Origin of the sequence: Amycolatopsis sp. 2-15 (genome assembly GCF_030285625.1) — a bacterium.
GTDB classification, from domain to species: domain Bacteria; phylum Actinomycetota; class Actinomycetes; order Mycobacteriales; family Pseudonocardiaceae; genus Amycolatopsis; species Amycolatopsis carbonis.
In genome coordinates this window covers 5162531-5188092 of record NZ_CP127294.1, presented here as the reverse complement: position 1 = coordinate 5188092, position 25562 = coordinate 5162531, and the positions used below count along the sequence as shown (strand labels likewise).

The 25562-nt window shown below is 72.5% G+C and carries 19 protein-coding genes, 1 pseudogene and 1 riboswitch; of the genes and pseudogenes, 3 read left to right on the top strand and 17 right to left on the bottom strand.

Translation table 11 applies throughout. The features are described from left to right. Positions 1–22: 22 nt before the first annotated feature. The 3 genes from QRX50_RS25720 to QRX50_RS25710 all read right to left on the bottom strand — a co-directional run bounded on the left by QRX50_RS25720 (position 23) and on the right by QRX50_RS25710 (position 6130). Positions 23–1477 carry a phospholipase D-like domain-containing protein gene (locus QRX50_RS25720; protein WP_285965739.1) on the bottom strand — a complete coding sequence of 485 codons (1455 nt, stop codon included), beginning with the start codon at positions 1475–1477 and terminating at the stop codon, positions 23–25. A 121-nt stretch (positions 1478–1598) separates the two neighbouring features. After that, the gene (gene fahA, locus QRX50_RS25715; protein WP_285965738.1) at positions 1599–2804 is read right to left on the bottom strand and encodes a fumarylacetoacetase; all 1206 of its coding nucleotides are present in this window, start codon (positions 2802–2804) and stop codon (positions 1599–1601) included. After that, on the bottom strand, positions 2801–6130 hold the full coding sequence (locus tag QRX50_RS25710; RefSeq protein ID WP_285965737.1) for a DUF885 domain-containing protein: 3330 nt from the start codon (positions 6128–6130) through the stop codon (positions 2801–2803). The genes fahA and QRX50_RS25710 overlap by 4 nt, the downstream gene beginning before the upstream one ends. Before the next feature lie 227 nt (positions 6131–6357). Between QRX50_RS25710 and QRX50_RS25705 the strand changes: the two genes are divergently transcribed. After that, positions 6358–7377 carry an AsnC family protein gene (locus QRX50_RS25705; protein ID WP_285965736.1) on the top strand — a complete coding sequence of 340 codons (1020 nt, stop codon included), beginning with the start codon at positions 6358–6360 and terminating at the stop codon, positions 7375–7377. Here QRX50_RS25705 and QRX50_RS25700 read toward each other — a convergent pair. From QRX50_RS25700 to QRX50_RS25675, 6 genes are all read right to left on the bottom strand, one after another. Continuing rightward, entirely contained in the window at positions 7374–8303 is a 930-nt protein-coding gene (locus QRX50_RS25700) for an RluA family pseudouridine synthase (RefSeq protein ID WP_285965735.1), read from the bottom strand. The genes QRX50_RS25705 and QRX50_RS25700 overlap by 4 nt on opposite strands. Further along, positions 8300–8956 carry a signal peptidase II gene (lspA, locus tag QRX50_RS25695; RefSeq protein WP_434533138.1) on the bottom strand — a complete coding sequence of 219 codons (657 nt, stop codon included), beginning with the start codon at positions 8954–8956 and terminating at the stop codon, positions 8300–8302. The genes QRX50_RS25700 and lspA overlap by 4 nt, the downstream gene beginning before the upstream one ends. Before the next feature lie 24 nt (positions 8957–8980). Next, positions 8981–9193, bottom strand: a complete 213-nt coding sequence (locus tag QRX50_RS25690; protein WP_285965734.1) for a hypothetical protein — start codon at positions 9191–9193, stop codon at positions 8981–8983. A 439-nt stretch (positions 9194–9632) separates the two neighbouring features. Beyond that, positions 9633–10976 carry an aminotransferase class V-fold PLP-dependent enzyme gene (locus QRX50_RS25685; protein ID WP_285965733.1) on the bottom strand — a complete coding sequence of 448 codons (1344 nt, stop codon included), beginning with the start codon at positions 10974–10976 and terminating at the stop codon, positions 9633–9635. Between the two features lie 40 nt (positions 10977–11016). Then, positions 11017–11131: riboswitch (SAM riboswitch) on the bottom strand. Positions 11132–11210: 79 nt separating this feature from the next. Next, on the bottom strand, positions 11211–12032 hold the full coding sequence (locus tag QRX50_RS25680; RefSeq protein WP_285965732.1) for a phosphoenolpyruvate hydrolase family protein: 822 nt from the start codon (positions 12030–12032) through the stop codon (positions 11211–11213). Position 12033: 1 nt separating this feature from the next. Next, positions 12034–13245 carry a Tm-1-like ATP-binding domain-containing protein gene (locus QRX50_RS25675; RefSeq protein ID WP_285965731.1) on the bottom strand — a complete coding sequence of 404 codons (1212 nt, stop codon included), beginning with the start codon at positions 13243–13245 and terminating at the stop codon, positions 12034–12036. Here QRX50_RS25675 and QRX50_RS25670 point away from each other — a divergent pair. Next, positions 13244–14701, top strand: coding sequence for an aminotransferase-like domain-containing protein (locus tag QRX50_RS25670; RefSeq protein WP_285965730.1), 1458 nt, complete (start codon positions 13244–13246; stop codon positions 14699–14701). The genes QRX50_RS25675 and QRX50_RS25670 overlap by 2 nt on opposite strands. 1 nt (position 14702) lies before the next feature. Here QRX50_RS25670 and QRX50_RS25665 read toward each other — a convergent pair whose 3' ends face one another. The 7 genes and pseudogenes from QRX50_RS25665 to QRX50_RS25640 form a co-directional block, all read right to left on the bottom strand. After that, positions 14703–16181 carry a potassium/proton antiporter gene (locus tag QRX50_RS25665; RefSeq protein ID WP_285965729.1) on the bottom strand — a complete coding sequence of 493 codons (1479 nt, stop codon included), beginning with the start codon at positions 16179–16181 and terminating at the stop codon, positions 14703–14705. A gap of 215 nt (positions 16182–16396) precedes the next feature. Continuing rightward, positions 16397–17074: pseudogene (locus QRX50_RS25660) on the bottom strand (ArsR/SmtB family transcription factor); the annotation flags it as partial. Between the two features lie 43 nt (positions 17075–17117). Beyond that, complete coding sequence (locus QRX50_RS49715) at positions 17118–17339, bottom strand: penicillin-binding transpeptidase domain-containing protein (protein WP_353073996.1); 222 nt, start codon at positions 17337–17339, stop codon at positions 17118–17120. Beyond that, complete coding sequence (locus QRX50_RS25655) at positions 17336–18760, bottom strand: penicillin-binding transpeptidase domain-containing protein (RefSeq protein ID WP_353073995.1); 1425 nt, start codon at positions 18758–18760, stop codon at positions 17336–17338. The genes QRX50_RS49715 and QRX50_RS25655 overlap by 4 nt, the downstream gene beginning before the upstream one ends. Before the next feature lie 138 nt (positions 18761–18898). Next, entirely contained in the window at positions 18899–22078 is a 3180-nt protein-coding gene (ileS, locus tag QRX50_RS25650) for an isoleucine--tRNA ligase (RefSeq protein WP_285974560.1), read from the bottom strand. 290 nt (positions 22079–22368) lie between these two features. After that, entirely contained in the window at positions 22369–22575 is a 207-nt protein-coding gene (locus QRX50_RS25645; protein WP_285965728.1) for a hypothetical protein, read from the bottom strand. 50 nt (positions 22576–22625) lie between these two features. Then, positions 22626–23990 carry an MFS transporter gene (locus QRX50_RS25640; RefSeq protein ID WP_285965727.1) on the bottom strand — a complete coding sequence of 455 codons (1365 nt, stop codon included), beginning with the start codon at positions 23988–23990 and terminating at the stop codon, positions 22626–22628. 65 nt (positions 23991–24055) lie between these two features. On the opposite strand from QRX50_RS25640, the gene QRX50_RS25635 reads away from it, so the two are divergent. Continuing rightward, the gene (locus tag QRX50_RS25635; protein ID WP_285965726.1) at positions 24056–24793 is read left to right on the top strand and encodes an ArsR/SmtB family transcription factor; all 738 of its coding nucleotides are present in this window, start codon (positions 24056–24058) and stop codon (positions 24791–24793) included. An 11-nt stretch (positions 24794–24804) separates the two neighbouring features. On the opposite strand, the gene QRX50_RS25630 is transcribed toward QRX50_RS25635, so the two are convergent. Next, a complete protein-coding gene (locus QRX50_RS25630) occupies positions 24805–25548 on the bottom strand; it encodes a hypothetical protein (protein WP_285965725.1) in 744 nt (247 codons plus the stop codon). Positions 25549–25562: the final 14 nt, after the last annotated feature.

The following is a 25562-nucleotide window of genomic DNA, read 5'->3' as shown; positions in this document are numbered from 1 at the left end:
GGCGGACGCCGCGGATGCCTGCTCAGCCGTCCACGAGGAGACCCCGCAACGGGCCCTGCAGCCGGCCGGCGCGGCGGGAGACGCCGGGGAGCAGCACGAGCCGGTGGGTGCGCCGCTCGCCGCGCCGTTCACGGTCGGCTTGTTCCTCCGCGAGGGGCCGCCACAGGTGGTCGATCACGTCCGCCGGGTCGGTGTCCAGTTCCGCGGCGGGGCGGCCCAGGTGTTCGGACCACAAGCGCAGCCTGGTGGCGCGGACCAGAGCACGGTCGTCGGTCGTGATGTTGACTTCCGTGTCGTTGAAGAGCGAGTGCTCGTTCAGGTTCGCGGATCCCACGGTCAGCCACTCGTCGTCCACGATGCCGAGTTTCGCGTGGACGTACACGGGGGCGGCGGAGTCGCCGTCGTGGGCGCTGATCGTCGTCGCGAGGAGCCGGTTGTTCCCGTCGTCCGCGTCGATGAGCCGGCCCAGCTGGCCGCGAGTGGTGTCGGCACCGTTGCTGGGTTTGCGCGGCAGCACCAGCACCACGCGGAAGCGGTCGTCCGGCGGCTCGCGCAGTTTGGCGAGGAGCACTTCGATGATTTCGGGCGACCACAGGAACTGGTTCTCCAGGTAGACCAGCCGCCGTGCCGACCGCAGCGCGCGAAGGTAGCTGTCGAGGATCGTGAATTCGCCCTTCGGCGCGAACGCGTAGGTGTTGTCGGGCACCGTCCGCAGCAGCTGCACGCCGCTGTCGCCCGCGGGCCCCGGCACATCCGGGGCCGGCAGGTCTTCGCCCGCCACTTCGGTCCACCGCTGCCGGAAGTGCTCCGCGACGTCCGCGACGACCGGCCCTTCGAGCCGGGCCACCAGATCGTGCCAGCCGATCGCCCGCGGCGGGTGGTTCGGGCTGTCGTGCCGGTCGCCTTCCAGCGCGGTGAAATCCACGCCGCCGACGAACGCCACCGTGTCGTCGACCACCACCAGTTTCTCGTGGTGGCAATGCATGGTCCGCTCGCGGGAGTCCAGCACGCAACGCACGCCGGTCCCCGTGGAGAGCTGCCGCTGCTCCTTCCGCGCCAGGCCCCGCGTCGGCTGGAACGCCGGCAGCGGTGGGCCCGCCCACAGCAGCACGCGTACGCCGACACCGCGTCCGGCGGTCTCGGCGAGCAGCTCCCGAAGCGTGAGCGCGCCAGGTTCGCGCGTGAGCCGGAAGTCGGCGCTCGCGTGCCAGCCGGCGATGTGCACGTGGGACCGGGCGCGCCGGATGGCGTTCTCGATCACCGGCAAGGACTCCTCGCCGTCGATCAGCACTTCGACCCTGTTGTGCCGGCGGATCGGGGCTCGTCCGCCGAACCGGTCCTGCCCACCGACCGGTTCGAGCACGGCGCCCCAGCCGAGCCCACGCAGCCGCCGCCGGTGATGGGCGCACAGGACGCGCTCGAGCCCGTCGCCCAGCCGTTCGTCCGCCTTGTCCAGGAAAGAGCGAAGTGTCTTCACCTATCCCATATCACTACACATCGGCCCGCCCCGCCGTGCGGCGACGCTCCGCCGACGGCGCCGCCGGCCTCCATTGCTCTCCGGACGTGACCGTTACCCCAGTCAGGTTTGGCGTGCCGGCTCAGCGCGGCACGACCCTCCCGGTCACCTCCCCGAAGCCGATCCGGGTGCCGCCGGGCCCGGGCGCGGTGGCGCTGATCGAGACCTCGTCGCCGTCTTCCAGGAACGTCCGCGTTTCGCCGTCGCCCAGGGTGAACGGTTCGCGCCCGCCCCAGCTCAGCTCCAGCAGCGAACCACGCTGCTGCTTGGCCGGGCCGGTGACGGTGCCCGACGCGTACAGGTCGCCGGTCCGCAGGCTCGCGCCGTTGACGGTGAGGTGCGCGAGCTGTTGCGGCGCCGTCCAGTACTGCGTGGCGAAGGGTGGGCTCGACACCAGATGGCCGTTGAGCCGGATCTCCAGCGCCAGGTCCAGCCCCCACGGCTCGGTGACCCGCAGGTACTCCAGCGGCCGCGGGTCCTGTGCCGGCTGCGGCACCCGCGCGTGCTCCAGCGCGGCCAGCGGCACGATCCACGGCGCCACCGACGTCGCGAACGACTTCCCGAGGAACGGCCCGAGCGGCTGCGACTCCCAGCCCTGGATGTCGCGCGCCGACCAGTCGTTGACCAGGCACACGCCGAACACGTGTTTCTCGAAGTCCTCGACCGGCACCGGCGTGCCCAGCGTCGACGGGGTGCCCACCACGAAACCGACCTCGGCCTCGATGTCGAGCAGCTGCGACGGCCCGAACGACGGATCCGTGGCCGCGCGCGGCTTGCGCTGCCCCGAAGGCCGTACGACCGGCGTTCCCGACACCACGACCGTGCCGGCTCGGCCGTGGTAGCCGATCGGGAGGTGCTTCCAGTTCGGCATCAGCTCGTCGTCGGCACCGCGGAAGATCCGCCCGGCGTTGATCGCGTGCTGCTCGCTCGAGTAGAAGTCGACGTAGTCCGCGACCTCGAACGGCAGGTGGTTCGTGATCTCAGTGCGGGGCACCAGGTGCGGGCGCACCTGGTCGGCGTAGCGACCGGCGGTGAGCCACTCGCGTATCTGCTCACGCACGTCGTGCCACGTCGCGGGCCCGGCCGCCAGCAGCGGGTTGAGCACGCCGCTCGTGAGCAGCTGCGCGAACGGCGCCGCCGCTTCCTCGGCCGCCGCCGACAGGTCGAGCACGTGCTCGCCCACCGCCACGCCGACGCGACGTGCCGGCTCGCCGCCGCGGGAGAACACGCCGTAGGGCAGATTGTCGAGCCCGAAGTCCGTGTCCTCGGGCAGGTCGAGCCAGGTCACCGCGCGACCCCCGCCTGCCGGGCGGCGATCCACTCCGTCACGAGTGTGTCCAGTGCAGACAGTGGCAGGTTTCCGTTGCCCAGCACCACGTCGTGGAACTCGCGGATGTCGAAGTCCGCGCCCAGCGCCTCCTCGGCCGCGGCGCGGACGCGCTCGATCTCCAGGCGCCCCACCATGTAGCCGAGCGCCTGGCCCGGGTTCGCGACGTACCGGTCGATCTCCGCCTCGATCTCGATCCGCGCCATCGGCGTGTTGGCCACCGCGTAGTCCACGGCCTGCTGCCGGGTCCAGCCCAGCGCGTGCAGGCCGGTGTCGACCACGAGCCGGGCGGCGCGCATCGAGTCCTGCGTGAGCATGCCCAGGCGCGTGACGTCGTCGGAGTACAGGCCCATCTCCTCGGCGAGCCGCTCGGAGTAGAGGCCCCAGCCCTCGATGTAGGCGTTGAACGGCACCAGCCGCCGCAGCAGCGGCAGATCCGTGAGCTCCTGCGCGAACGAGAGCTGGAAGTGGTGCCCCGGCACGGCTTCGTGGAACGCGATTCCCTCGCTGGTGAACCGCGGCCGCGAGCTCGCCTCGTGGGTGTTGGCGTAGTACGTGCCCGGCCGCGAGCCGTCGAGCGAGGCGGGCAGGTAGTAGGCGATGGTGCCGCTGGCCGCGTCGGCCTCGGGCACCGGCGCCACCACGCACTTCGCCGCGGGCACGCGCGAGAACCACTGCGGCGCAACGGCTTCCGCCCGCGTGATGGCAGCGCGAGCGCCGGCCAGCAGCTCCTCGCCGTCACGCCAGCGCAGCTCGGGGTCGCTGCGCAGGTGCTCGAAGATCTCGGCGAGGTCCTCGGTGCCGAACACCCGCCCGCCGAGCTCGCGGTACTCCCCCGCCAGCTTCTCGGCGATCCGCAAGCCCGTGTCGTGCAGCTCCTGCGCCGTACGGTCGGTGGTGGTCTCGGCGCGGATCAGGCCCTGGTACTTCTCCTGCCCGCCCGGCAGATGTCCGATGCCCGGCTCCGACTCGGGCTTGGCGACCGGCGCCACCTCGTCGGCCAGGAACGTGCGGTAGCGCGCATACGCCGGCCGCACGACCTCGGCCAGCAGCCGGTCGCGTTCCTCCGCGAACCCGGCGACCTCCACGGCCGGCGTGACGCGCAGCGGGTCGGTGTCCTCGGCCGCGAGGTAGCGCTCGACGTACCCGATGCCCACGCGCACCAGGAAGTCCGGCGGCGCGAAGCCGTCGGCCACGGTGGCGCGCTGGGCTTCGATCACGGCGTCGAGGTAGTCGCCGACACCCGCGAGGCGGCGGAGGTAGCCCTGGGCCTTCTTCTCGTCCTCCGGCACCAGCGCCGAGAGGTTGGTGATCAGCTGCAACGCAGGTGAACTGAAACCGTCGCTCACGGCGAACCCGGACAGTCGCGAGTCGAGCGAGTCGACCACGCCGCGGGCGCGGGCGATGATCACGTCGCGCGTCACGGCGTCGGTGGCCGACAGCCCGGCCCGGTCGATGGCCTCCGCGCGGTCGGCGAAGTCGGCGAAGCGGGCGCGGAAGCTCGCGGTCGCGGCGAGGCTCGGGTCTGGCAGCACACCGTCGTCGCCGGGCAGGCCGTACAAGGTGCGCTCGATCGGCTCGCGCTCGAACTCGAGCTCCAGCAGATCCTCGGCCAGGCCCGCGACGGTGTCACCGTGACCGGCGACCCACTCCGCGACCACCGTGTCGAGCACCGACAGCGGCAGCGCGCCGCCGGAGAGCACCACGTCGTGGAACGCGCGGACGTCGAACTCACTGCCCAGCCGGGTCTCGGCGGCGGCGCGGATCCGCTGGATCTCCAGGCGCCCCACCAGGTACGCGAGCGCCTGGCCGGGGTAGCCGATGTAGCGGTCGACCTCGGCCTCGATCTCCAGCCGGCCCATCGGCGTGTTGCCGACGAGGTAGTCCACGGCCTGCTGCCGGGTCCAGCCCAGCGCGTGCAGCCCCGTGTCGACCACGAGCCGCCCGGCGCGCATCGACTCCAGCGTGAGCATGCCGAGCAACGAGACGTCGTCGGAGTACAGGCCCATCTCGTCGGCGAGGCGCTCGGTGTAGAGGCCCCAGCCCTCGACGTAGGCGTTGAAGTCGCCGAGGCGGCGCAGCAGCGGCAGGTCGGTGAGCTCGAGCGCGGTGCTCAGCTGGAAGTGGTGGCCCGGGATCGCCTCGTGGAACGCCGTGGCCTCGGCCGTGTGCCGGAACCGTTCGGTGGCCTCGTAGGTGTTGGCGAAGTAGGTGCCCGGGCGCGAGCCGTCGACGGCCGGCGGCATGAAGTACGCGGGCGGCGCGCCGGGCGCGGAGTCCTCCGGCACGGCCTCGACCGTCCACGGCTGCGCGGGGATCGTGCCGAACCACTTCGGCGACTCGCCTGCCGCGCGCGTGATCGCCGAGCGTGCGGTGTCCAGCAGCTCTTCGGCGCTCGTCCAGCGCAGCTTCGGGTCGGTGCGCAGCCGCTCGAAGATCTCCTGCAGGTCGCGGGTGCCGAACACGCGCTCGCCCAGTGCCTGGTACTGCTCGACCTGGCCCGCGATCACCTCGAGGCCGGTGTCGTGCAGCTCCTGCGGCGAGCGGTCGGTGGTGGTGTGCATGCGCGCGAGGCGCGCGTAGATCTCGTCCCCGCCGGGCAGCCACGACACTCCCGCACGGTCGTCGGGCCGGCCGTGGGCGAGCACTTCGGCTTCGAGGAAGTCGCGGTACTCCTTGAACGCCGGGCGCACGACGTCGCGCAGCAGCTCCTCGCGCCGGTTCGCGAACGCCTCGTCCGGCGCCGGCTGGCGCAGCAGCGGGTCGCCCGCGGGTTCGGCGAGGTAGCGGTCGACGTGGGCGATCGCGCCCTTCACCAGCCGCTCGACGGGCACCATTCCGGCCTCGATGCCCTCGCGGTGCCGCAGCGCGACTGCGCGCAGGAAGGCCGGGATCTCGGCCAGCCGGTCGAGGTGCACCGACGCCTTCTCCCCCGGCAGCACCGGCACCATCGGCAGCGCCGAGAGCAGGCCCGCCGCGGGCCCGACGAACAGGTCGGTCACGGTGAACTCGCCGAAATGGCTGTCGATGAGGTCGAGCTTGCCCTCGATCGAGTTGATCACCACCTCGCGGGTTACACGGTCCGTCGCGTCGAGCTCGCCGGCCTCGATCGCCCGCGCCCGCGCCAGCAGGCCGGCGAGCCGCTCGCGGTACACGGCTTCGGCGGCGGCGCTCGGGTCGCCGAGCCCCGGTGCGTCGGGCTTGATGCCCAGGATCGCGGCGGAGAGCGGTTCGAAGCCGAACATCTCGTCGACGAGCTCGTCGGCGAGATCGGTGACGACGGTCATGGGTGCGGACTCCCGGGGTTCGGTGGTGCCGTGCGATTCCGACCCTAATGGAGACCGGGACCCCGGAGTGGCGTTCCGGCACGAGCGTCCCGTTCACCCATTGTGAACGGCGGATCCGGGCCGTGCCGGATACCCGGAGCCACCTGAACCGGGCCGCCGCCACCGGACCGGGCGACGCGGCCCGGCCTTGCCGCGCCCGAGGTGACCCGGAAGGTAGCGTTCCCCGGGTGGCCGTGACCGATCCCGCCGATGTCCGCCTGCTCGCCGCCCTCGCCGAGCTGGGCAAAACGGCCGTGCACGACCTGGCCGCGAAAGTGGGCATGGATCCGCGGGAGGTCGCCTACCGTCTGGTTGCCTTGTCCGGCAGCGGGTTGCCGCTGCTCGTCGGCGTCGAGAGCGATCCCGCCGGGCTGCGCGCGGCGATCGCGGGTGCGCCGCCGTCGTGGCAGCAGGCCCAGCCGCCCTCCGGGGCGATGCCCGTCGCCGCGCCCGGCGGACGGCCCGGCCCCGGCATGCCCGCCGGAGCGGGTCCCGGGATGCCGACGGGACAAGGGTTCCCGGCCGCGGCCCCGCCGAGCGCCCCCGTTCCGCGTCCCGGGAACGGACCCGGAATGCCGGGTGCGCCGTCCGTCCACGGTGGAGGGTCGGGCCCCGTGCACGGCGTGCCGTCCGGCCCGTACGGCGTGCCCTCGGGTCCCTATGGCATGCCGTCTGGCTCATACACGGCCCCGCCGCGGCTCGACCCCGCGCTGAGCACGTGGGGCGTGCCGCAAACTGCGTCCTGGGCGCGCGGCGACGAACCGCGCCGCGCGGGCCCGGCCGAGGGCAGACACGGCCGGATCGGCGAGACGCTCACGACGCAGGGGCTCGAAGGCGAGCAGCTCACCGTGCAGTTGCTGGAGGTGCAGGACCCGGCCGACTACCTGTTCGGCGCCGCCGGCTACCGCCTCGACGCGGGCGAGCGGGCGGTGGTCGTGCACACCGAGATCACCAACCGCGGCAACGTGTCCTTCGCGTCGCTGCCCGACAACTACTTGGAGCTCGTCACGGCCGACGGCACGACGGTCACCAAGGCGCCCGTGTCGCTGACCTCCCGGCCGCCGCACAAGATCGGCGTGCGGCCCGGCGAGACGCTCGGCGGCCACACCGTCTACGTCATCCCGGACACGACGCGCGTGGTCTCGGTCCGCTGGAGCCCCCGGCCGGAGCCGGACGACCGCACGCTGACCTGGGCCGTCGAGGGCTAGTAGCTCTCCTCGCGCAGGGTCTCCAGCGCGCGGGCGAGGTCGTCGGGGTACTCGGCCTCGAACTCGACCCAGCGGCCGTCGGCCGGGTGCGCGAAGCCGAGGGTGCGGGCGTGCAGCCACTGCCGCGTGAGGCCCAGGTGGCGCGCGAGCACCGGGTCGGCGCCGTAGGTCAGGTCGCCCACACACGGGTGGCGCAGCGCGGAGAAGTGCACGCGGATCTGGTGCGTGCGGCCCGTCTCGAGCTTCACGTGGGCCAGCGACGCGGCGCGGAACGCCTCCACCACCTCGTAGTGCGTCACGCTCGGGCGCCCGCCCGCGACCACGGCGAACTTGTAGTCGTGGCGCGGGTGGCGGTCGATCGGCGCGTCGATGGTGCCGCGCGTCGGGTCCGGGTGGCCCTGGACCACGGCGTGGTAGCCCTTGTCGACGGTGCGCTCCTTGAAGGCGCGCTTGAGCACCGTGTACGCGTGCTCGCTCTTGGCCACCACCATCACGCCGGTGGTGCCCGCGTCGAGCCGGTGCACCACGCCCTGGCGCTCGGCGGCACCCGACGTCGAGATGCGCAGGCCCGCTGCGGCCAGCCCGCCGACGACCGTGGGCCCGGTCCAGCCCGGGCTCGGGTGCACCGCCACGCCCACGGGCTTGGAGATCACGACGATGTCGTCGTCGTCGTGGAGGATCTTCATCCCCGCGACCGGCTCGGCGATGACCTGGATCGGGGACTCCGGCTCCGGCAGCGTCACTTCGAGCAGGCCGCCGGCGCTCAGGCGGTCGGACTTGCCGGCGGGCCGGCCGTCGACAAGCACGTCGCCGGCCTCGGCGAGCTCCGCCACGACCGTGCGGGACAGGCCCAGCAGCTTGGCGAGGCCGGCGTCGACGCGCATGCCGTCGAGCCCGTCGGGGACGGGCAGCAGGCGCGCAGTCACGCGGTCTCCTTCTTGGTGTTCTTGTCGCGGGTGGAGGTGCCGTCGTAGTCCTTGCCCAGCAGCGACAGCAGGACGATGAGCACGCCGCCGCAGCAGATCGCGGAGTCGGCGATGTTGAAGATCGCGAAGCCCTCGCCGTTGGGGGCGAAGGCCGAGATGAAGTCGATGACGTGGCCGCGCAGCGGGCCGGGGGCCCGGAAGATGCGGTCGGTGAGATTGCCGAGCGCGCCCGCGAGCACCAGGCCGAGGCCGATGGCCCAGCCGACGCTGCGCAGCCGGCGCGAGAGCCAGACGATGGCGACCACCACGGCCGCCGCGACCAGCGCGAGCACCCACGTCATGCCGGTGGCCATCGAGAACGCGGCGCCGGCGTTGCGGATCACCTGCAGGTAGATGACCCCGCCGAGGATGCGCACGGGCTCCTTGCCCTCGAGGTTGGCCGCAACGAGGTTCTTCGACACCAGGTCGATCACCCAGATCAGGGCCGCGACCGCGAACACGAGCCCGACCCGGCGCTTGGGCAGCACCACGGGTGCCTGCTCGGCGGCGGGCTCCTCGGGAGCCGCGTCGCCGGTCACCGCCGGTTCGGGGGCATCAGCGGGCTTCGCGCCTTCGGACAGGCCGCGTTCGGACGAGGAGGACTCGGTGCTCACACCCCTATTGTCCACGCCCCGGGCTCACCCGGTCGCGGCGGCAGGCCGTGACCGCCACTTCGCCGGTCCGGCGACCACCACGAACGCCGTCGCCAGCAGGATCGCGGCCGACAGCACGATCCCGCCGAGCCCGGGCAGCACCACCGCCGCGACCAGGGCGAAGACCACCGCGACCACCAGCACGACGACGCTGCGCTCGTACCACGCGAGCACCACCAGCCCCAGCGCTGCCAGCACGGGTCCGCGCACGTCGGCGCCGAGATCGAGCCAGCCGAACGGCGACCAGGTCCAGCACCGGCACCGCCAGCACGCCCCCGGCGAGGACGGCGGCGAACCGGCCGGTGCTCAGGGCCTTCCCGGCACGCGTGTACCCGACCAGCAGCAGCGCGACCACCACGGCGAGCGCGATCGGCCAGCCGAGCGCCGTCGCGTACGTCGACGGCGGCAGCGGCACCTGGTCCTGGGTGAGGAACCGCAGCCCGCCGGGACCGGGGCCGAGCAGGCCTTCGGGGACCGGGTGCAGCGGACCCGCGTACAGGTCGACGAACCCGCCCTGCGCCCCGTGCTCAGCGGTCACGAGCTGCACCGCCGCCAGGATCAGCTCGGCGAAACCCAGCACCGCCAACGGAACCCAGAACCCCCACGTTCTCCCCATGCGGGGAGCCTAGCGAGCGGGTCAGGCGCAGAACGGCGGAAGCTCCCGCGGGTCCCCCACCGGCGCCCACCGGCCGTCGACCTTCGTGTACTCCCAGCGGGCACCGCGGGCGACGATCTGGCGCAGCGCGAGCACGAGGCGGTCCACGTGCTCCTCGGTGCTGCCCAGGCCGAGGCTCACGCGCACGGCCTGCTGCCCGTCGCGGCCGCATTCGCCGATGAGGCGCTTGGTGGCGACGTGGGCACAGAACGCGCCGTCGCGCACGCCGATGCCGTATTCGGCCGAGAGGACCGCGGCGAGCCAGCCGGGTTCGAAGCCGTCGACGACGAAGCTCACCGTGCCCACGCGGTCCACCGGCGCGTCGAACAGGCGCAGCTCGGCGCAGCCGGGCACGCCGGCCAGGCCCTTGCGCAGCCGCTCCAGCAGCGTGGCCTCGTGCTCGCCCACCGCAGTCCAGTTCGCGGCCAGCTGCTCGCAGGCGACGCCGAGCGCGTAGACGCCGACGGTGTTCGGTGAGCCGGCCTCGTGCCGTTCGGCACCGGTGTTCCACACGACGGCGTCGGAGGTGACGAGCTTCGTCGCTCCCCCGCCGGCGAGGTACGGCTCGGCGGCGCGCAGCCAGTCGGACCGGCCGATGAGCGCGCCGGCGCCGAAGGGCGCGTAGAGCTTGTGCCCCGAGAGCGCGACGTAGTCGACGTCCAGCTCCCGCAGGGAAATCCTGCGGTGCGGCGCGAGTTGCGCGGCGTCCAGCGCCACCCGGGCACCGTGTTTCCTTGCCACGGCGGCGATCTCGGCCACCGGCAGCAGCTCGCCGGTCACGTTCGACGCTCCGGTGACCACCACGAGCCGCGGTCCCTCCGGGCAGGCGGCGAGCGCCTCGTCCACAACGGACACCGCGGCCAGGCGCGTGCGCGGCAGCTGCACGCGGCGCACATTCGGGCCGCGCCAAGGCAGCAGGGCCGCATGGTGCTCGGTGTCGAACACGACCACCGACGTGCGCCGCGGCAGCGAACGTGCCAGCAGGTTGAAGGAATCCGTGGTGTTGCGCGTGAAGATGACCGTGTCGGTGGTGCGCGCGTCGACGAACCGGCGCAGGATGTCGCGCGTGCGCTCGTAAAGGCGTGTCGAAACCTGCGAAGCGAAGCCCGCGCCGCGGTGCACGCTCGCGTACCAGGGCAGGAACTCGTCGACGGCGGAGCGGACCGAGTCGAGACACGGCGCGCTCGCCGCGTGGTCGAGGTTCGCGTAGCCGATCTCGCCGCCGGTCACCAGCGGCACCCGCAGCGCCGCCCCCGCGACGCCGGGAATCCCCTGTGCGGCAACAATTTCGGTGTTGTCCGCGGTACGGTCCAGAGCGAGAGTCATGGCGGTGCCTCCTCGGCAGTCCGGGGGACCCCCGGCGAGGGGCCCGCGCTTGCCCGTCGCACAACACGACCGGCCTGGTCCTCACCCGGGGCACCCCACCGCGGTAGGAGGGTTGCCGGCCAGCAAGCCGGGGCTGAACGCTGGCACTCATGACCTGTTGATGAAGGTAACCGAACGACGCCCGGTGACGCCAGAGGTGTCCCGTGAGCTGAGACGGTGCTCACAGACCGAAGATCACCGCCGCAGCGCGCGGAAGGCCTCCGTCTGCGCGCGGATCGCGCGCTCGGCCGGGAGCCGCTCGATCGAGGAAGCACCGAAGAAACCCACGATTCCTTCGGTGTGGTCGAGCACGTACTGCGCGTCGGCGGGTTCGGCGATCGGCCCGCCGTGGCACAGCACGAGCACGTCCGGGTTCACCCGCTTGGCCGCGTCGTGCATCGCCTGCACCCGGGCGACGGCCTCATCGAGCGTGACGGCCGTCCGCGCGCCGATCGTGCCGCTCGTGGTGAGCCCGAGGTGCGGCACGAGCACGTCGGCTCCCGCGCGGGTCATGTCGGCGGCCTGCTCGGGGTCGAACACGTACGGCGCGGTCAGCAGATCGCGTTCGCGAGCCAGCGCGACGAGGTCGACCTCCAGGCCGTAGCCCATACCGGTCTCCTCGAGGTTCTGGCGGAACACGCCGTCGATCAGCCCGACCGTCGGGAAGTTCTGCACGCCGGCGAACCCCATCCGCTTGAGCTCGTCGAGGAACGGACCCATCAGCCGGAACGGGTCGGTGCCGTTGACGCCCGCCAGGACCGGCGTGTCGCGCACGACCGGGAGCACCTCGCGCGCCATGTCCACGACGATGCCGTTGGCGTCGCCGTAGGCCAGCAGCCCGGCGAGCGAGCCGCGGCCGGCCATGCGGTAGCGGCCGGAGTTGTAGATGATCAGCAGGTCGATGCCGCCGGCCTCGGCGGCCTTGGCGGACAGGCCGGTACCCGCGCCGCCGCCGATCACGGGCCGGCCTTGCGCCACCGCGGCGGTGAGCCGGGCCAGCGCTCGTTCGCGGTCCACGTCAGGACCTCCTTTCACCGATGAGCCGGTGCAGTTCCCGCGCGGCGGCCGCGCCGAACCCGGCGTCGTTGATGGCTTCTTCGCGCCGCGTCACGGTCGCCGTACCACCGGACAGCGCTTCGGTGAGGTGGGCGAACAGTTCGGCGTCGGCCGCCGGGTCGTGGAACGGGCCGTCCGGAACGTCCACAGCGGACACTCCGCCGAGCGGCAGGAACACCGAGACGGGCCCTTGTGCCGCCTGGAGTTTGCGTCCGAGCAGCGTGCCCAGCCGAGCGGACTCCTCCGCGGTCGTCCGCATCAGCGTGACGGTCGGGTTGTGCACCAGCAGGTTCCGGTCCGCGAACCGCTCGGGCACGGTGTCGGCCGGGCCGAAGTTGACCATGTCGAGCGCGCCCACGCTGACCACCTGCGGCAGTCCCGCGCGCCCGGCCGCCTCCAGCCGGTGCGGGCCCGCGGAAAGCACCCCGCCGACGAGCTCGTCGGCCAGCTCCGTCGTGGTCAGGTCGAGCACACCGGCGAGCAGGCCGTCGGTAACGAGCTTCTCCATCGCTCGGCCGCCGGAGCCGGTGGCGTGGAACACGAGCACCTCGTAGCCGAGCCGTTCCAGCTCGGCTCGGGCCTCGTCGGCGGCGGGAGTGGTGACGCCGAACATCGTCACCGCGACCGCGGGCCGATCGGTGGTCTCGCGGCCGGTGTCGTGGTGGCGGGCCATGGCGGCGATCGCGGCCGCCGCGTTGCCCAGCACGGTCTTCGACACCGCGTTGAGCCCCGCGATGTCGACCACGGAGTACATCAGCGTCACGTCGGTCTCGCCCACGTACGGGCGGACGTCGCCGGAGGCCATGGTGGAGACCAGCAGCTTCGGCACGCCCACCGGCAGCTCGCGCATCACCGCCGCCGCGATCGACGAGCCGCCCGAGCCGCCGACCGCGAGCACGGCATCGACGCGGCCCTCGTCGAACAGCCGCCGCACGGTCACCGCCGCACCGCGGGCCATCGTCTCCACGGCGCGCCCGCGATCGCCCCGCAGTGATGCGAGGTCGACGCCGGCGGCGCGGGCCACTTCCTCGGCCGGCACGTCGGCTCCTTCCGACGGAGCCGAACCGGCGTCCACCAGCAACGTGTGCACGCCGTCGACTTCGAGGCGGGTGCGCAGCCAGTCGTATTCGGCGTGTTTCGTGTCGAGGGTACCGACGAGGCAAACCGTGGCCATGCCCGCCATCGTCGCCCCGCCGCGGGCGCGGCCGCTGGGCCAGTTCGCCGGAAGTGGTCCAAACTGGCTGGTGAAGGAGGTGTACGTGCACCGAGTCACGCCCGCCGAACTCGTTCGGCTGCTCGGCGCGTGGCGCGGCGGCGGCCCCACGCTCCCCGCCGCGCTCGCCGCCACGCTGGCCGAACTGGTCGACTCCGCCGTGCTGCCCGAAGCGGCGGTCCTGCCCGCGCAACGGCCGCTCGCGCGAGCGCTGGGCGTCTCCCGGGGCACGGTGACCTCGGCCTACGACCAGCTGACGGCGGGCGGGCGGCTCACGGCCGAGGCCGGCTCCGGTTCGCGGGTGCGCCGGCGCCAACCCGGCGGCCCGGGCGTGCCGGGTGGCCGGCTCGTTTCGTTCACCGGCGCGGCCGCCCCGGCGGACCTGTCGAGCGGCGCCCTGCCCGGCTCGGCCCTGACCGCGGACGGGCTGGCCGCGCTCGGCCCCGCCGACCTGGAGCCCTACCTCGGCACCGACGGCTACTTCCCCGCCGGCATCCCGCGGCTGCGGGCCACCATCGCGCGGCTGCTCACCGACGACGGCGTGCCCACCACCCCGGAGCAGGTCCTGGTGACCGCGGGCGCCCAGCAGGCCGTGTGGCTCGTGGCGAACACGCTGGTCACGGCAGGCGACCTGGTCGTGGTGGAGGAACCGAGCTACCGCGGCGCGCTCGAAGCGTTCGCCGGGGCCGGGACCCGGCTGCGGGGCATCCGCTGGACGGGCGACGGGATCGACCGCGACCAGCTGCAAGCGGCGCTGCGCCGCTCCCCCGCGCTGCTGTATTGCCAGCCGTCCGTGCACAACCCGACCGGCGAGCGCATGCCCGCGGCGGCGCGGCGCGAGCTCGGGAAGCTGATCACCGCCGCGGGCCTGCGCACGGTGGAGGACCGCAGCAGCGCCGACCTGGCGTTCCGCGGGCCGGCGCCCGGGCTGGCCGCGCACGTGCCGCCGGAGCTGCTGGTGAGCATCGGCACCGCGTCGAAGCTGTTCTGGGGTGGCGTGCGGATCGGGTGGATCCGCGCGGACGCGCCGACGGTCGCGCGGCTGACCGAGGCTCGCAAGGCGATCGACCTCGGTTGCTCGGTCGTCGACCAGCTGCTCGTCGCCGGGTTGCTGCGCCGTGTGGCCCAGGCCCGCGAGGCGCGGCGCGCTCTGCTCGCCGCGCGCTGGGAGTCCACTGTGGACGTTCTCGGCCGTGTGTTCCCGCACTGGCGCTGGACGACGCCGGCCGGCGGTACCGGGCTGTGGGCCGACACCGGCGAAGACGCCGTGCGCCTCGCGCAGCGCGCGCTCACCGCCGGGGTGAAACTGGCGCCGGGGCCCGCGTTTTCGGTCTACGACGGCTTCCGGACCCACCTGCGGCTGCCGCTGTGGCACGCGCCGCGGGATCTGGAGCCCGTACTCGCCTCGCTGCGGTGACTCAGCGCCCCAGCTCACCGCGCCACCGCGCGAGCCGCCCGGCGCGGTCGACGGCGCGGAGCCGGCGCTCGGTCGCGTCGCGGACCTGGGCCGTGGTGACCACCAGCAGCTGGTCGTCCTCCTGCAGGCGGCTGGTCTTCTGCGGTGTGAACCCGGAGCCGCGGCGGACCACGAGGCTCACGGTGGCGCCGGCGGGCAAGCCGAGCTCGGAGATGTAGACGCCGTGCAGTTTCGAGCCCTTCTGGATGCGCACCTGCAGCAGCTCGGCGCCGAGCTCGTCCAGCGGTGCGGCGTCCACCTCGACCTCCTGCGCCTCGGAGCTCTTCGCGAGGCCGAGCCGGCGCGCGAACGGCCCGAGGGTGGCCCCCTGCAGGAGCGTGAGCACGATGACCAGCACGAACACGGCGTCGACCAGCCGCTGCGCGCCCGGCACGCCCTCCGACAGCGGGATCATCGCGAGCACGATCGGCACGGCTCCGCGCAGGCCCGCCCACGAGAGGAACGTCTGCTCCCGCCACGGCAGCCGGAACGGCAGCAGCGCGATCACCACCGACAGCGGCCGCGCCAGCAGCAGCACCACCGCACCCGCGACGAGGCCAGGCACCAGCGTCTCCAGTAGCCGGCTCGGCGACGCGAACAGCCCGAGCAGCACGAAGAGCCCGATCTGCGCGAGCCAGCCGAGGCCTTCGGCGAACGAGAGCGTGTCGGACCGGTGCGGCAGCTTGGAGTTGCCCAGCACCAGCGCGGCGACGTACGTGGCGAGCAGACCGGACGCGTGCGCCAGCTGACCGGAGGAATACGCGACGATGCACACGGCCACCGTCGCCAGCGGGTACAGACCGGTGGCCGGCAGCGCGGACCGGCGCAGCGCCATCGCGCCCAGCCAGCCGAAGAGCAAGCCGATCGCGAGCCCGGCGGCGAGTTCGTAAACGACCAACAGCGGCAGGGTCCAGTCCACTGTGGCCCCCGACGAGAGCACGATCACCGCGATGTAGGCGGGCGCGTCGTTGATGCCGGACTCCAGCTCCAGCGCGCCGACGATCTTCGGGCGCACCCCTACCGAGCGCAGCACTGAGAACACCGCCGCCGCGTCGGTCGACGCGAGCACGGAACCCCACAGCAGCGCGAGCCGCCAGTCGAGCCCGAGCAGCCAGTGCAGCGCCGCGCCGGTCACCGCGATGCTCACGACCACGGCCACTGTGGACAGCAGGATCCCCAGCCCCAGCGAGGGTTTCACCGCCTGCCACCGCGTGGTGAGCCCGCCCTCGGTGAGGATCATGACGAGGGCGGCCAGCCCGAGCGACTGCGTCAGGCCGGGATTGTCGAACTGGATGCCGATGCCCGATTCGCCGAGCGCGACTCCCATGCCGAGGTACAGCAGCAGCGAAGGCAGGCCGAGCCGGGTCGATACGCGCACGGCGACCACGGACGCCAGCAGCACGACCCCGCCGATCCCCAGCAGGACGGGAAGCTGGTCCATGTCCGCCCCTCCCGGTCGCCGTGGGCTTCCAGCTTAGTGAGAGAGGGGCGTTCACTCGTTCGTGCACCACCGGACAACTCGGGCAAAGTGGTGTGTTACCGATCCGGCCAATAGCGGGCGGGAACGCCACCGGGCGTTACCCCGTCCGGCGACTGCTCCCGCCGTGACTGTGGTCGGATCGGTAACGATCGGCGCTGGAGGACATTCAAACTGCCACCGAGTGTCGCCAGATCGACACCGAGCGCCGCGAACGGCTGCTCCCCGGCCGGCTTCAGCCGCACCGCGCGTTGCCGGTCCCGCGTCACCCACCCCGCGTCGACGGCCCGCGCCAGGATCGCCGCGGGCACGGCACCGGCGAGGTGGTCGCGCCGTTCCGTCCAATCCAGACAGTCGCGCAGCAGCGGGCGCCGGCCGCGCTCCGGCACAGCGACGCCGAGCTCGTCGAGCACTTCGCGCCCGGTCGCGGTCAGCGTCAGCCCGTGCCCGGTGTCGACGATCCCCTTCGCGATCAAGCCTTCGCGCAGCGCGACGCCGACGGTTCCGGCGAGGTGGTCGTAGCAGCTGCGCGCGAAACTCAGCCGCTGCGTGCGCAACGACGCCTTCAGCCCGACGGGTTCGCGGTGCTCGGCGTGCTGCGCCAGGTGCTCGATCAGCTCGGCCACGCGCGGGTCGGCGATGCGGACGTACGCGTGCCGGCCCTGCTTTACCCGGGCGACGAACCCGGCGTCGTGCAGCCGCGTCACGTGCTCGCTCGCAGTCGACACCGCGATCCGCGCCGCCGCGGCCAGCTCGCCGATCGTCCAGGCGCGCCCGTCCAGCAGGGCGAGGCACATCGTCGCCCGGCTCGGGTCGGCGAGCACCGCGGCCACCTCGGCCAGCGCGACGGTCTCCATGCCCCCACCGTAGGAGCCCGACGCTTCGGCCGCCGCCGAAGCGCTACTTCACACCGGTCAGGAACCTGGCGCCCAGCGTCACGGCCGGGCCGGAGTCGTTGCCGCCCTCCAGGAACACGCAGAACGCGACGTCGCCGCGGTAACCCACGAACCAGCCGTGCGCCTCGGCGCCGTCGCCGAACTGCGCGGTGCCGGTCTTGCCGTAGACGGTGCCCGAGCGCGCCAGTCCGGTCGCGGTGCCGCCCGTGACCACCTCGCGCATCATCGCGCGCACCGAGGCCAGCACGCTCGCCGACGGCGCGCGGTAGCCGTCGTTGACGGTCGTGGCGGAATGGGCCCGTCCAACCACAGCTTCGGCGTCACCGCCTTGCCCGCGGCCACCGTCGCAGCCATCACGGCCTCGCCGAAGGGGCTGACCTGCACGGTGCCCTGGCCGATGCCGTCCTCCACCTGCTCGTCGGCGCTGCCGGCGGCGCCGACTTTGCCCATCTCGGTGGTGAGGCCGGGGATGTCGAAGTCAGCGTTGAGGCCGTACTGGCTCGCGGCGTTGGCGAGCGCGTCCGGCGGCAGCTGCGAGGCGAGCTGGCCGAAGGAGGTGTTGCACGAATGCGCGAACGCGCGGTGCACGGTGGTGGTGCCGAGGTCGAAGCCCTCGTTGGAGATCGTGCGGGTGCCGATCCGTGCGGTGAGCGGGCACGCCACCTGCGAGTCCTTCGTGACAACGCCGGCTTCCAGGGCCGCCGTCGCGGTCGCGATCTTGAACGTCGAACCCGGCGCGTACAGGCCGTTCAGCGCCGAGGGGCCCGTGCCCGCCGCCGCGTTCTGCGCCACCGCGAGCACCCCGCCGTTGGACGGCTGGATCGCGACGATCACGGCCTTGCCACGGTAGGAGTCGACGGCCGCCTGCGCCGCGTTCTGCACGGAGACGCTCACCGTGGATTTCACCGCCTGCTGCCCGCTCTCGGTCTTGCCGAAGAGCGTCTCCAGCGCCTTGCCCGAGGTGTCGACCCGCTGGACCGCGAAAGTGTCGGACGGCGACGACGTGCCCTGTCCGGTGAGCGCCTGCGTCAGCAGCGGGAACTTCGCGGCGGGATCGAGGTGCGTGCCACCCGGTCCGCTGATGACCACCGGCTTGCCGTCGCGGTCCACCACCACGGCTTCGTCGGCCGGCGCGGTCGCGATCACGAGCCGCTGCCCGGCCTGCAGCTTCGGGTGCAGCGCGGCGGGGGTCCAGTGCACGCGCCAGCTGTCGCCGGAGTGCACGAGGTCGAGGCTGCCGTCGTACGACCACACGTGGCCGGGGCCGAGGTCCCAGGTCAGGGTGTACGCGGCGGTGCTCTTCGGTGCGTTCGCGGCGGCGTCGCTCACCTTGCCGAGCTTTGCCTGCAGCCCGTCGGGCTTGAGCGTGTCCCAGGCGTCACGCAGTGCGGCGGCCGCGCCGTGCGGGTCGTCGGTCAGCAGGCTCGCGCCGTCGGTGTCGTGGCCCGCGAAGTCCTTGAGGTAGAGCTGCGCCGCCGACGTCGGGTCCGGGGCGACCGGCCCCGCCGCGGCCGAGGTCCCGGTCGGCTCGGCCGCCGCCTCGGGCGCCGGCGAACCGCCGGTCAGCAGCACCACAGCTGCGACGACGATCGCGACCATCGCGACCGCACCACCGATGAGGACGGCTCTCTTTCCGGCAGGACTCACTTGCGACTCTCCCCCAGGCCCGTGCGGCGTGCGCGCACTCGGCCCAGCTTGCCCATCGCTGACGGACAAGGGGTGTTACAGGTGAGAAAGCCGCCGTCCCGACGCTGATTCGTGATCAACGCCGGGACGGCCGGTTCGCTACGCCTTCTCGACCGCCACGCGGAACTTCACGCCGTCGCCGACAGTGCCCTCGAAGCCCTCGGGCGCGTCGCCGTAGGTCACGGAGGTGGCCAGCGTTTCCGAGGCCACGAACTCCTCGAACTTGCGCCCCGCGGCCACGACCTCGTCCGGCGCGTCGATCGTGAGCGCGATGCGGTCGGACACGTCGAGGCCGGCCTCGCGGCGGGCCTGCTGCACCACGCGCACCAGGTCGCGGGCGACGCCCTCGTCGGCCAGGTCGTCGGTGACCTCGGTGTCGAGCTGCACCAGCCCGGACCCGCCCGGCAGCTCGGCCGCCGCGCCGCCGTCCTTGGCCACGAGACGCCGCTCGTACTCGCCTTCGAGCAGCTCGACGCCGGCCGCCACCACGGCGCCGCCCGACGTCGTGGTCCAGTCGCCGGCCTTCACGGCCTTGATGACCTTCTGCACGTCCTTGCCCAGCCGCGGCCCGGCCGCACGCGCGTTCACGGCGACCTCGAACGAGCCGTGCGCCGCGACGTCGGTGGTCAGCTCCACGGACTTCACGTTCACCTCGTCACGCAGGATGTCGGTGAACTCGCGCAGCGCCTCCACTTCCTCGCTCGCCACCAGCAGCTTCGCCAGCGGCAGCCGCACGCGCAGCTTGTTGGCCTTGCGCAGCGACAGCGCCGTCGACGCCACCTGCCGCACGCGGTCCATGGCCGTGACCAGCGCGGCGTCGGCCGGCAGGTCGAGCGAGCTCGGCCAGTCGGTCAGGTGCACCGAACGGCCGCCGGTGAGGCCGCGCCACACCGTCTCGGTCGTGAGCGGCAGCAGCGGCGCGACGACGCGGGAGGTCACCTCGAGCACCGTGTGCAGCGTGTCGATCGCGTCCTGGTCACCCGCCCAGAACCGGTCGCGCGAACGGCGCACGTACCAGTTCGTGAGCACCTCCAGGAAATCGCGCACAGTCTGGCACGCGCCGGCGATGTCGTAGTTGTCCAGCGCGTACTCGACGTCCGTCACGAGCTCGTGGGTCTTCGCGAGCACGTACCGGTCGAGCAGGTGCGTCGAATCCGTGCGCCACTTGCCTTCCACGCCCTCGGCGTTGGCGTAGAGGGCGAGGAAGTAGTACGAGTTCCACAGCGGCAGCACGGCCTGGCGCACCGCATCGCGGATGCCCCGGTCGGTGACGACGAGGTTGCCGCCGCGCAGGATCGGGCTCGCCATGAGGTACCACCGCATGGCGTCGGACCCGTCGCGGTCGAACACCTCGGTCACGTCCGGGTAGTTCCGCAGCGACTTCGACATCTTCTGCCCGTCGGAGCCGAGCACGATGCCGTGGCTGATGCAGGTCCGGAACGCCGGCCGGTCGAACAGGGCCGTCGCGAGCACGTGCAGCAGGTAGAACCAGCCGCGCGTCTGCCCGATGTACTCCACGATGAAGTCGCTCGGGTAGTGGTGCTCGAACCACTCGGCGTTCTCGAACGGGTAGTGCACCTGGGCATACGGCATCGAACCCGAGTCGAACCACACGTCGAGCACCTCTGGCACGCGGCGCATGGTGGACTTCCCGGTCGGGTCGTCCGGGTTGGGCCGGGTCAGCTCGTCGATGTACGGGCGGTGCAGGTTGTCCAGCCGCACGCCGAAATCGCGCTCCAGCTCGTCGAGCGAGCCGTAGACGTCCGTGCGCGGGTAGGTCGGGTCGTCCGACTGCCACACCGGGATCGGCGAACCCCAGTAGCGGTTGCGGGAGATCGACCAGTCGCGGGCGTTCTCCAGCCACTTGCCGAACTGGCCGTCCTTGACGTTTTCCGGGTACCACGTGATCTGCTGGTTGAGCTCGACCATGCGGTCCTTGAACTGCGTCACCGCGACGAACCACGACGACACCGCGCGGTAGATCAGCGGGTTGCGGCAGCGCCAGCAGTGCGGGTACGGGTGCTCGTAGGTCTCGTGACGCAGCAGGATCGGGCCCTGCTGAGCGGTGGAACCCGTGCCGTTCTTGAGGTCGCGGATGATGTTCGGGTTGGCCTCGAACACCTGCTGGCCCTCGTAGTCGGGCACAGTCGCGTCGAAGCGGCCGCGTGCGTCGACCGGGGTGGCGGGCGTGATGCCCGCGGCGTCGGTGACGACCTTGTCCTCTTCACCGTAGGCGGGCGCGATGTGCACGACGCCGGTGCCGTCTTCGGTCGTGACGTAATCCGCCGACAGGACCCGGTGCGCGTTCTCGCGGCCGAGGAAGTACGGGAACGGTGGGGCGTAACGGTTTCCGAGCAGCTGGGCACCCGTGTAGTGCGCCACGACGGTCAGCTCTTCACCGAGCTCACGCGCGTACGCGCCGACGCGGGCTTCGGCGAGCAGGAACCGCTTGCCGGGGAAGTTCTCGCTCTCCACCACGACGTAGCGCACCTCGGGGTGCACGGCGGTGGCGAGGTTCGAGGGCAGCGTCCACGGCGTGGTCGTCCAGATGAGCAGGTAGGTGCCGTCGAGCTCGTTCCCGTTGCCCTCCAAGCGGAACCCGACCGTGACGGCCGGGTCCTGGCGGGTGCGGTAGACGTCGTCGTCCATGCGCAGCTCGTGGTTGGACAGCGGCGTCTCGTCGCGCCAGCAGTAGGGCAGCACGCGGTAGCCCTCGTACACCAGGCCCTTGTCCCACAGCTGCTTGAACGCCCAGATGACCGACTCCATGTAGGGCAGGTCGAGCGTCTTGTAGTCGTTGTCGAAGTCGACCCAGCGCGCCTGGCGGGTGACGTACTCCTCCCACTCCTTGGTGTAGCGCAGCACGGACTCGCGGGAGGCCTCGTTGAACTTGGCGACCCCCATCGCCTCGATCTCTTCCTTCTCCGTGATCCCGAGCTGGCGCATCGCCTCGAGCTCGGCGGGCAGGCCGTGGGTGTCCCAGCCGAAGCGGCGGTCGACGTGCTTGCCCTTCATCGTCTGGTAGCGCGGGACGATGTCCTTCACGTACCCGGTGAGCAGGTGCCCGTAGTGCGGCAGCCCATTGGCGAACGGCGGGCCGTCGTAGAACACGTACTCGTTGTCGCCGTTCTCGCCGGCCGGGCGCGCGTCGATCGAGGCCTGGAACGTCCGGTCCGTCTCCCAGTACTCGAGCACGCGCTGCTCCAGCGCGGGGAACGACGGCTGCGACGGGACCGCGGTTTCTCCGGTCTCTCCGTCGAGCTGGGCCTTCGGGTACATCGGGGTGCGCTCCTTGCGTTCGTCGCTCACGTACGGACGACCGGCGCCTACCGGTCACCCACACGGGGACGAGACGCTCGCGCGTCACGCGGTACCACCCCGCTTGCCCGGCGGCGGTGCTGCCGGGCCACTCGTTCGTCGGCTGTCACGGGCCGCCCCGTCCGGGTCTACTGGGGACGCACGCGCCCTGTTCTTCCGGAAGCTCCCCGGTGATGGCCGGATCAACGCCTTGCTGGTACCAGATTAGCTCGGGCGCGCAACCACGTTTGCGGTGGCCCGGGGTCCGGTCGTCACCGGTCTGCGCGGCGACTGCGAACGTACGCGGTCCAGTAGAGCACGGCACTGGGTGTGTTGAAGACCGCGAGGACGAAGTAGAGCCACGCCAGGAGAGGTGACAGGTCGGGGATCAGGAACAACATGCACAGCCAGATGACGACTATCCCCGTGTGCAGAGACGCCAGGAGCAATGCGGTCTTCGGCGGCACCGGCCTCGGCATGAACCACCTCTGCAGCCGGCCCATCCACCACCCCCCTCGCCGCGCCCCCATCAAGACGTGCCCCGCATCCTCGGCGGCCAACCTGCTCCATTCGCACCCCGGGTCCGAGGTCCCGTCGTGAAGGCGGCGAGGGCCGCGGCGGCGAGCCACAGCGCGGCCGAGAGGACGCCGAGGGTGTGGAGGCCGCGGACGAAGGCCGGGTGGTTCGCCGGATCTCCCGCGACGGCGCCGAAAACGGCGACGCCGAGGGCGCCGGCGGCTTGGCGGGCGGCGTTGTTCACGCCGCCGGCGATGCCGGCGCGTTCGGCAGGTGCGTCGGTGACGGCGGCCGTGACGACGGCGGCGGTGAGCAGGCCCATGCCGGCGCCGAGGCCGAGGAGGGCGGGCAGAAGGGAGGCGTAGGTGGTTGCCGTGTCGACGCGGAGGATTCCGGCGAGGCCGAGGGCGCCGAGGAGGAGTCCGGCGATGATCGGCGGGCGGGGGCCGAGTTTCGCGGTGAGGCGGCCGCTGAGGGGGCCGAGCAGGACCAAAGGCAGGAAGAGCGGGAGCAGGGCGAGTCCTGCGTCGAGTGGTTTGAGGTGCAGCACGCTCTGCAGGTAGAGGGTGAAGACGAGGACCGCACCGAGGCCGACGAAGTTCAAGGCGGCGGAGATGGTGGTGGCGCCGGCGGTGCGGCGGGATTCGAGTAGGCGCAGGGGCAACATCGGGGCCTCGGAGCGGTGTTCGATCACGAGGAAGGTGGCTGCTGCTGTCACTGCGATCCCCGCGGCGAGGGGTTGGTGCGCGATCACGGCGTAAACGCCGGCGCCGAGGGCGAGTGCGGCCGTGGCGGCGCCGGGCAGGTCGATGCGGCCGGGTGTGCGGCCGCCGGGCCGGACCAGCTTTCGCACGGCGAGTGCGGCTGCCCCGACGATCGGCACGTTGAGCAGGAAGACGGGTCGCCAGCCGGCGAGGGAGACGAGCACCCCGCCGAGCAGGGGGCCGGCGGGCAGGGCGAGGGCCGACACGCCGGCCCAGACGCCGAGGGCGCGGGCCCGGGTGCTCGGATCCGGGCACTGCCGGTTGATCACGGCGAGCGTGCCCGGCAGCAGCAGCGCGGCGCCGATCCCCTGGACGGCCCGGGCGGCGACCAGCCAGGCCGCGGACTGGGCGAAGCCGCACGCGGCGGACGCGGCGCCGAACACCACCAGCCCCGTGAGCACCACGCCGCGGTGGCCGAAGACGTCGCCGAGCGCGGCGCCCGCGAGCAGCAATGCGGCGAGAACGACCGAGTATCCGTCGACGACCCATTGCAGCGCGGTGAGTCCTGCGTGGAGCTGTTCGCCGAGGGTGGGGAGGGCGACGTTGACGACGGTCACGTCGAGCTGCACCAAGAACATCCCGGTGCACAGGGTGATCAGGAGCACCGGTTTCATGGTCTCCAGTGGACCTCGCGGACGCTTCCGTCGCGGTGGAAGTGTCGCGGGTCACTCTGGACGTCGTGGACGGAGATGCCGACATCGCCGCGACCGCGGCCCTCTTCGCGGACCCGGCGCGGGTGCGCGTGCTGCTCGCCCTGGGCGACGGCCGTGCGCTGGCCGCGTCGGTGCTGGCCGCGGAGGCCGGCCTGTCCGCGCAGGGCGCGAGCTCCCATCTGGCCAAACTGCTGGCCGCGGGGCTCGTCACCGGCGAACGCTCCGGGCGGCACCGCTTCTACCGCCTCGCCGGCGATGCCCCGGAACTGCTGGAGACGTTGGCACGGTTCTCCCCTGCCCGACCGGTCCGTTCGCTGCGCGAAGGCACGCGCGCGGCCGCGTTGCGCTCGGCGCGGACTTGCCACGACCACGTCGCCGGCCAGCTGGGCGTGGCCATCACCGCCGCCCTGGTTTCCCACGGCGCACTGGCCACTGTGGACGGTGACCCGACCACGGCGAGGCGGCCGGGTGACCGGATTTCCTCGCAGCTACGGGATCATCCGTACGTTTTGGGGCCGGCGGCTCCGGCGGTGTTCTCGTCTTTGGGCGTCGATCTCGAAGCGGCTTCGTCGGCGCGGCGGCCGTTGCTGCGCTTCTGTCTGGATTGGAGCGAACAGCGGCATCACCTGGCCGGTGCGCTCGGTGCCGCCGTTGCCGAGCGGTTGCTGGCGGCCGGCTGGCTGCGCCGCCGCACCCAGGCCCACCGCGCGGTCCTGCTGACGCCCGCGGGAAGCGCCGCGCTGGGCGAGATCCTGGGGATTTAGCGCGGCGGGCGTCAGCGGTGCGCGGCGGCGAGAACGGCGTCGGGGCCGCACCGCGCACACGGAGTGAAGCCCAGCTGGCGCGCTTCGCCGACGCCGATGGGGATGGGGTCGCGGCCGGAGAGCCAAGGGCAGTCGACGAGGTGGTAACGGGGGTACTCGTCGACCACCACGACCTCGTCCTCGAGCTCCTTGACGACCGCGAGATCCTCGGCGCTCGTGTTTTCCTCGGCGGGCGGGGTATCGCGAACGGGCGGCGCCTTTTCGTTGGCGGTCGCGGCGTTGGCGGTCGCGGCGGTCGCGGTTCCGGCCGTCGCAGCGTTGGCCGTCGCAGCGTTGGCCGTTGTGGCGTCCGCGGTGGCCGCGGCGGTGGCTTCGGTGGCGTCGCCGTCCGCAGCGGCTTCGGACGGCTGAGGCGCGGGCACGGTTTCGGCCTCCGCCTCGGGCGCCGGCTCGATCTCGGGCTCGGGCACGTCGGCCGGGTTGCCGAGCTCGCCCCGCGAAGGCAGCAGCGCGGTCTGCTCGGCATCGAAGTTCTCGACCTTGGCGGCCTTCTCGCCCGCCTCGTCCTCAGGGTTCGGCTTGGCCTCCCCCGGCTCGGGGCGGTTGCGCCGCCGCAGCCAGTCCACGAGCAGGATCAGCCCGGCGAGCACCGACAGGCCGATCGAGACCCACGCCCACAGCGAGGTTGCCGTGATGAGCGCCGTGACGAGCAGCGCGAGCGCCGCCAGCACCAGAACGAGGACGATGTAGAGCACGCTGAATTACAGCA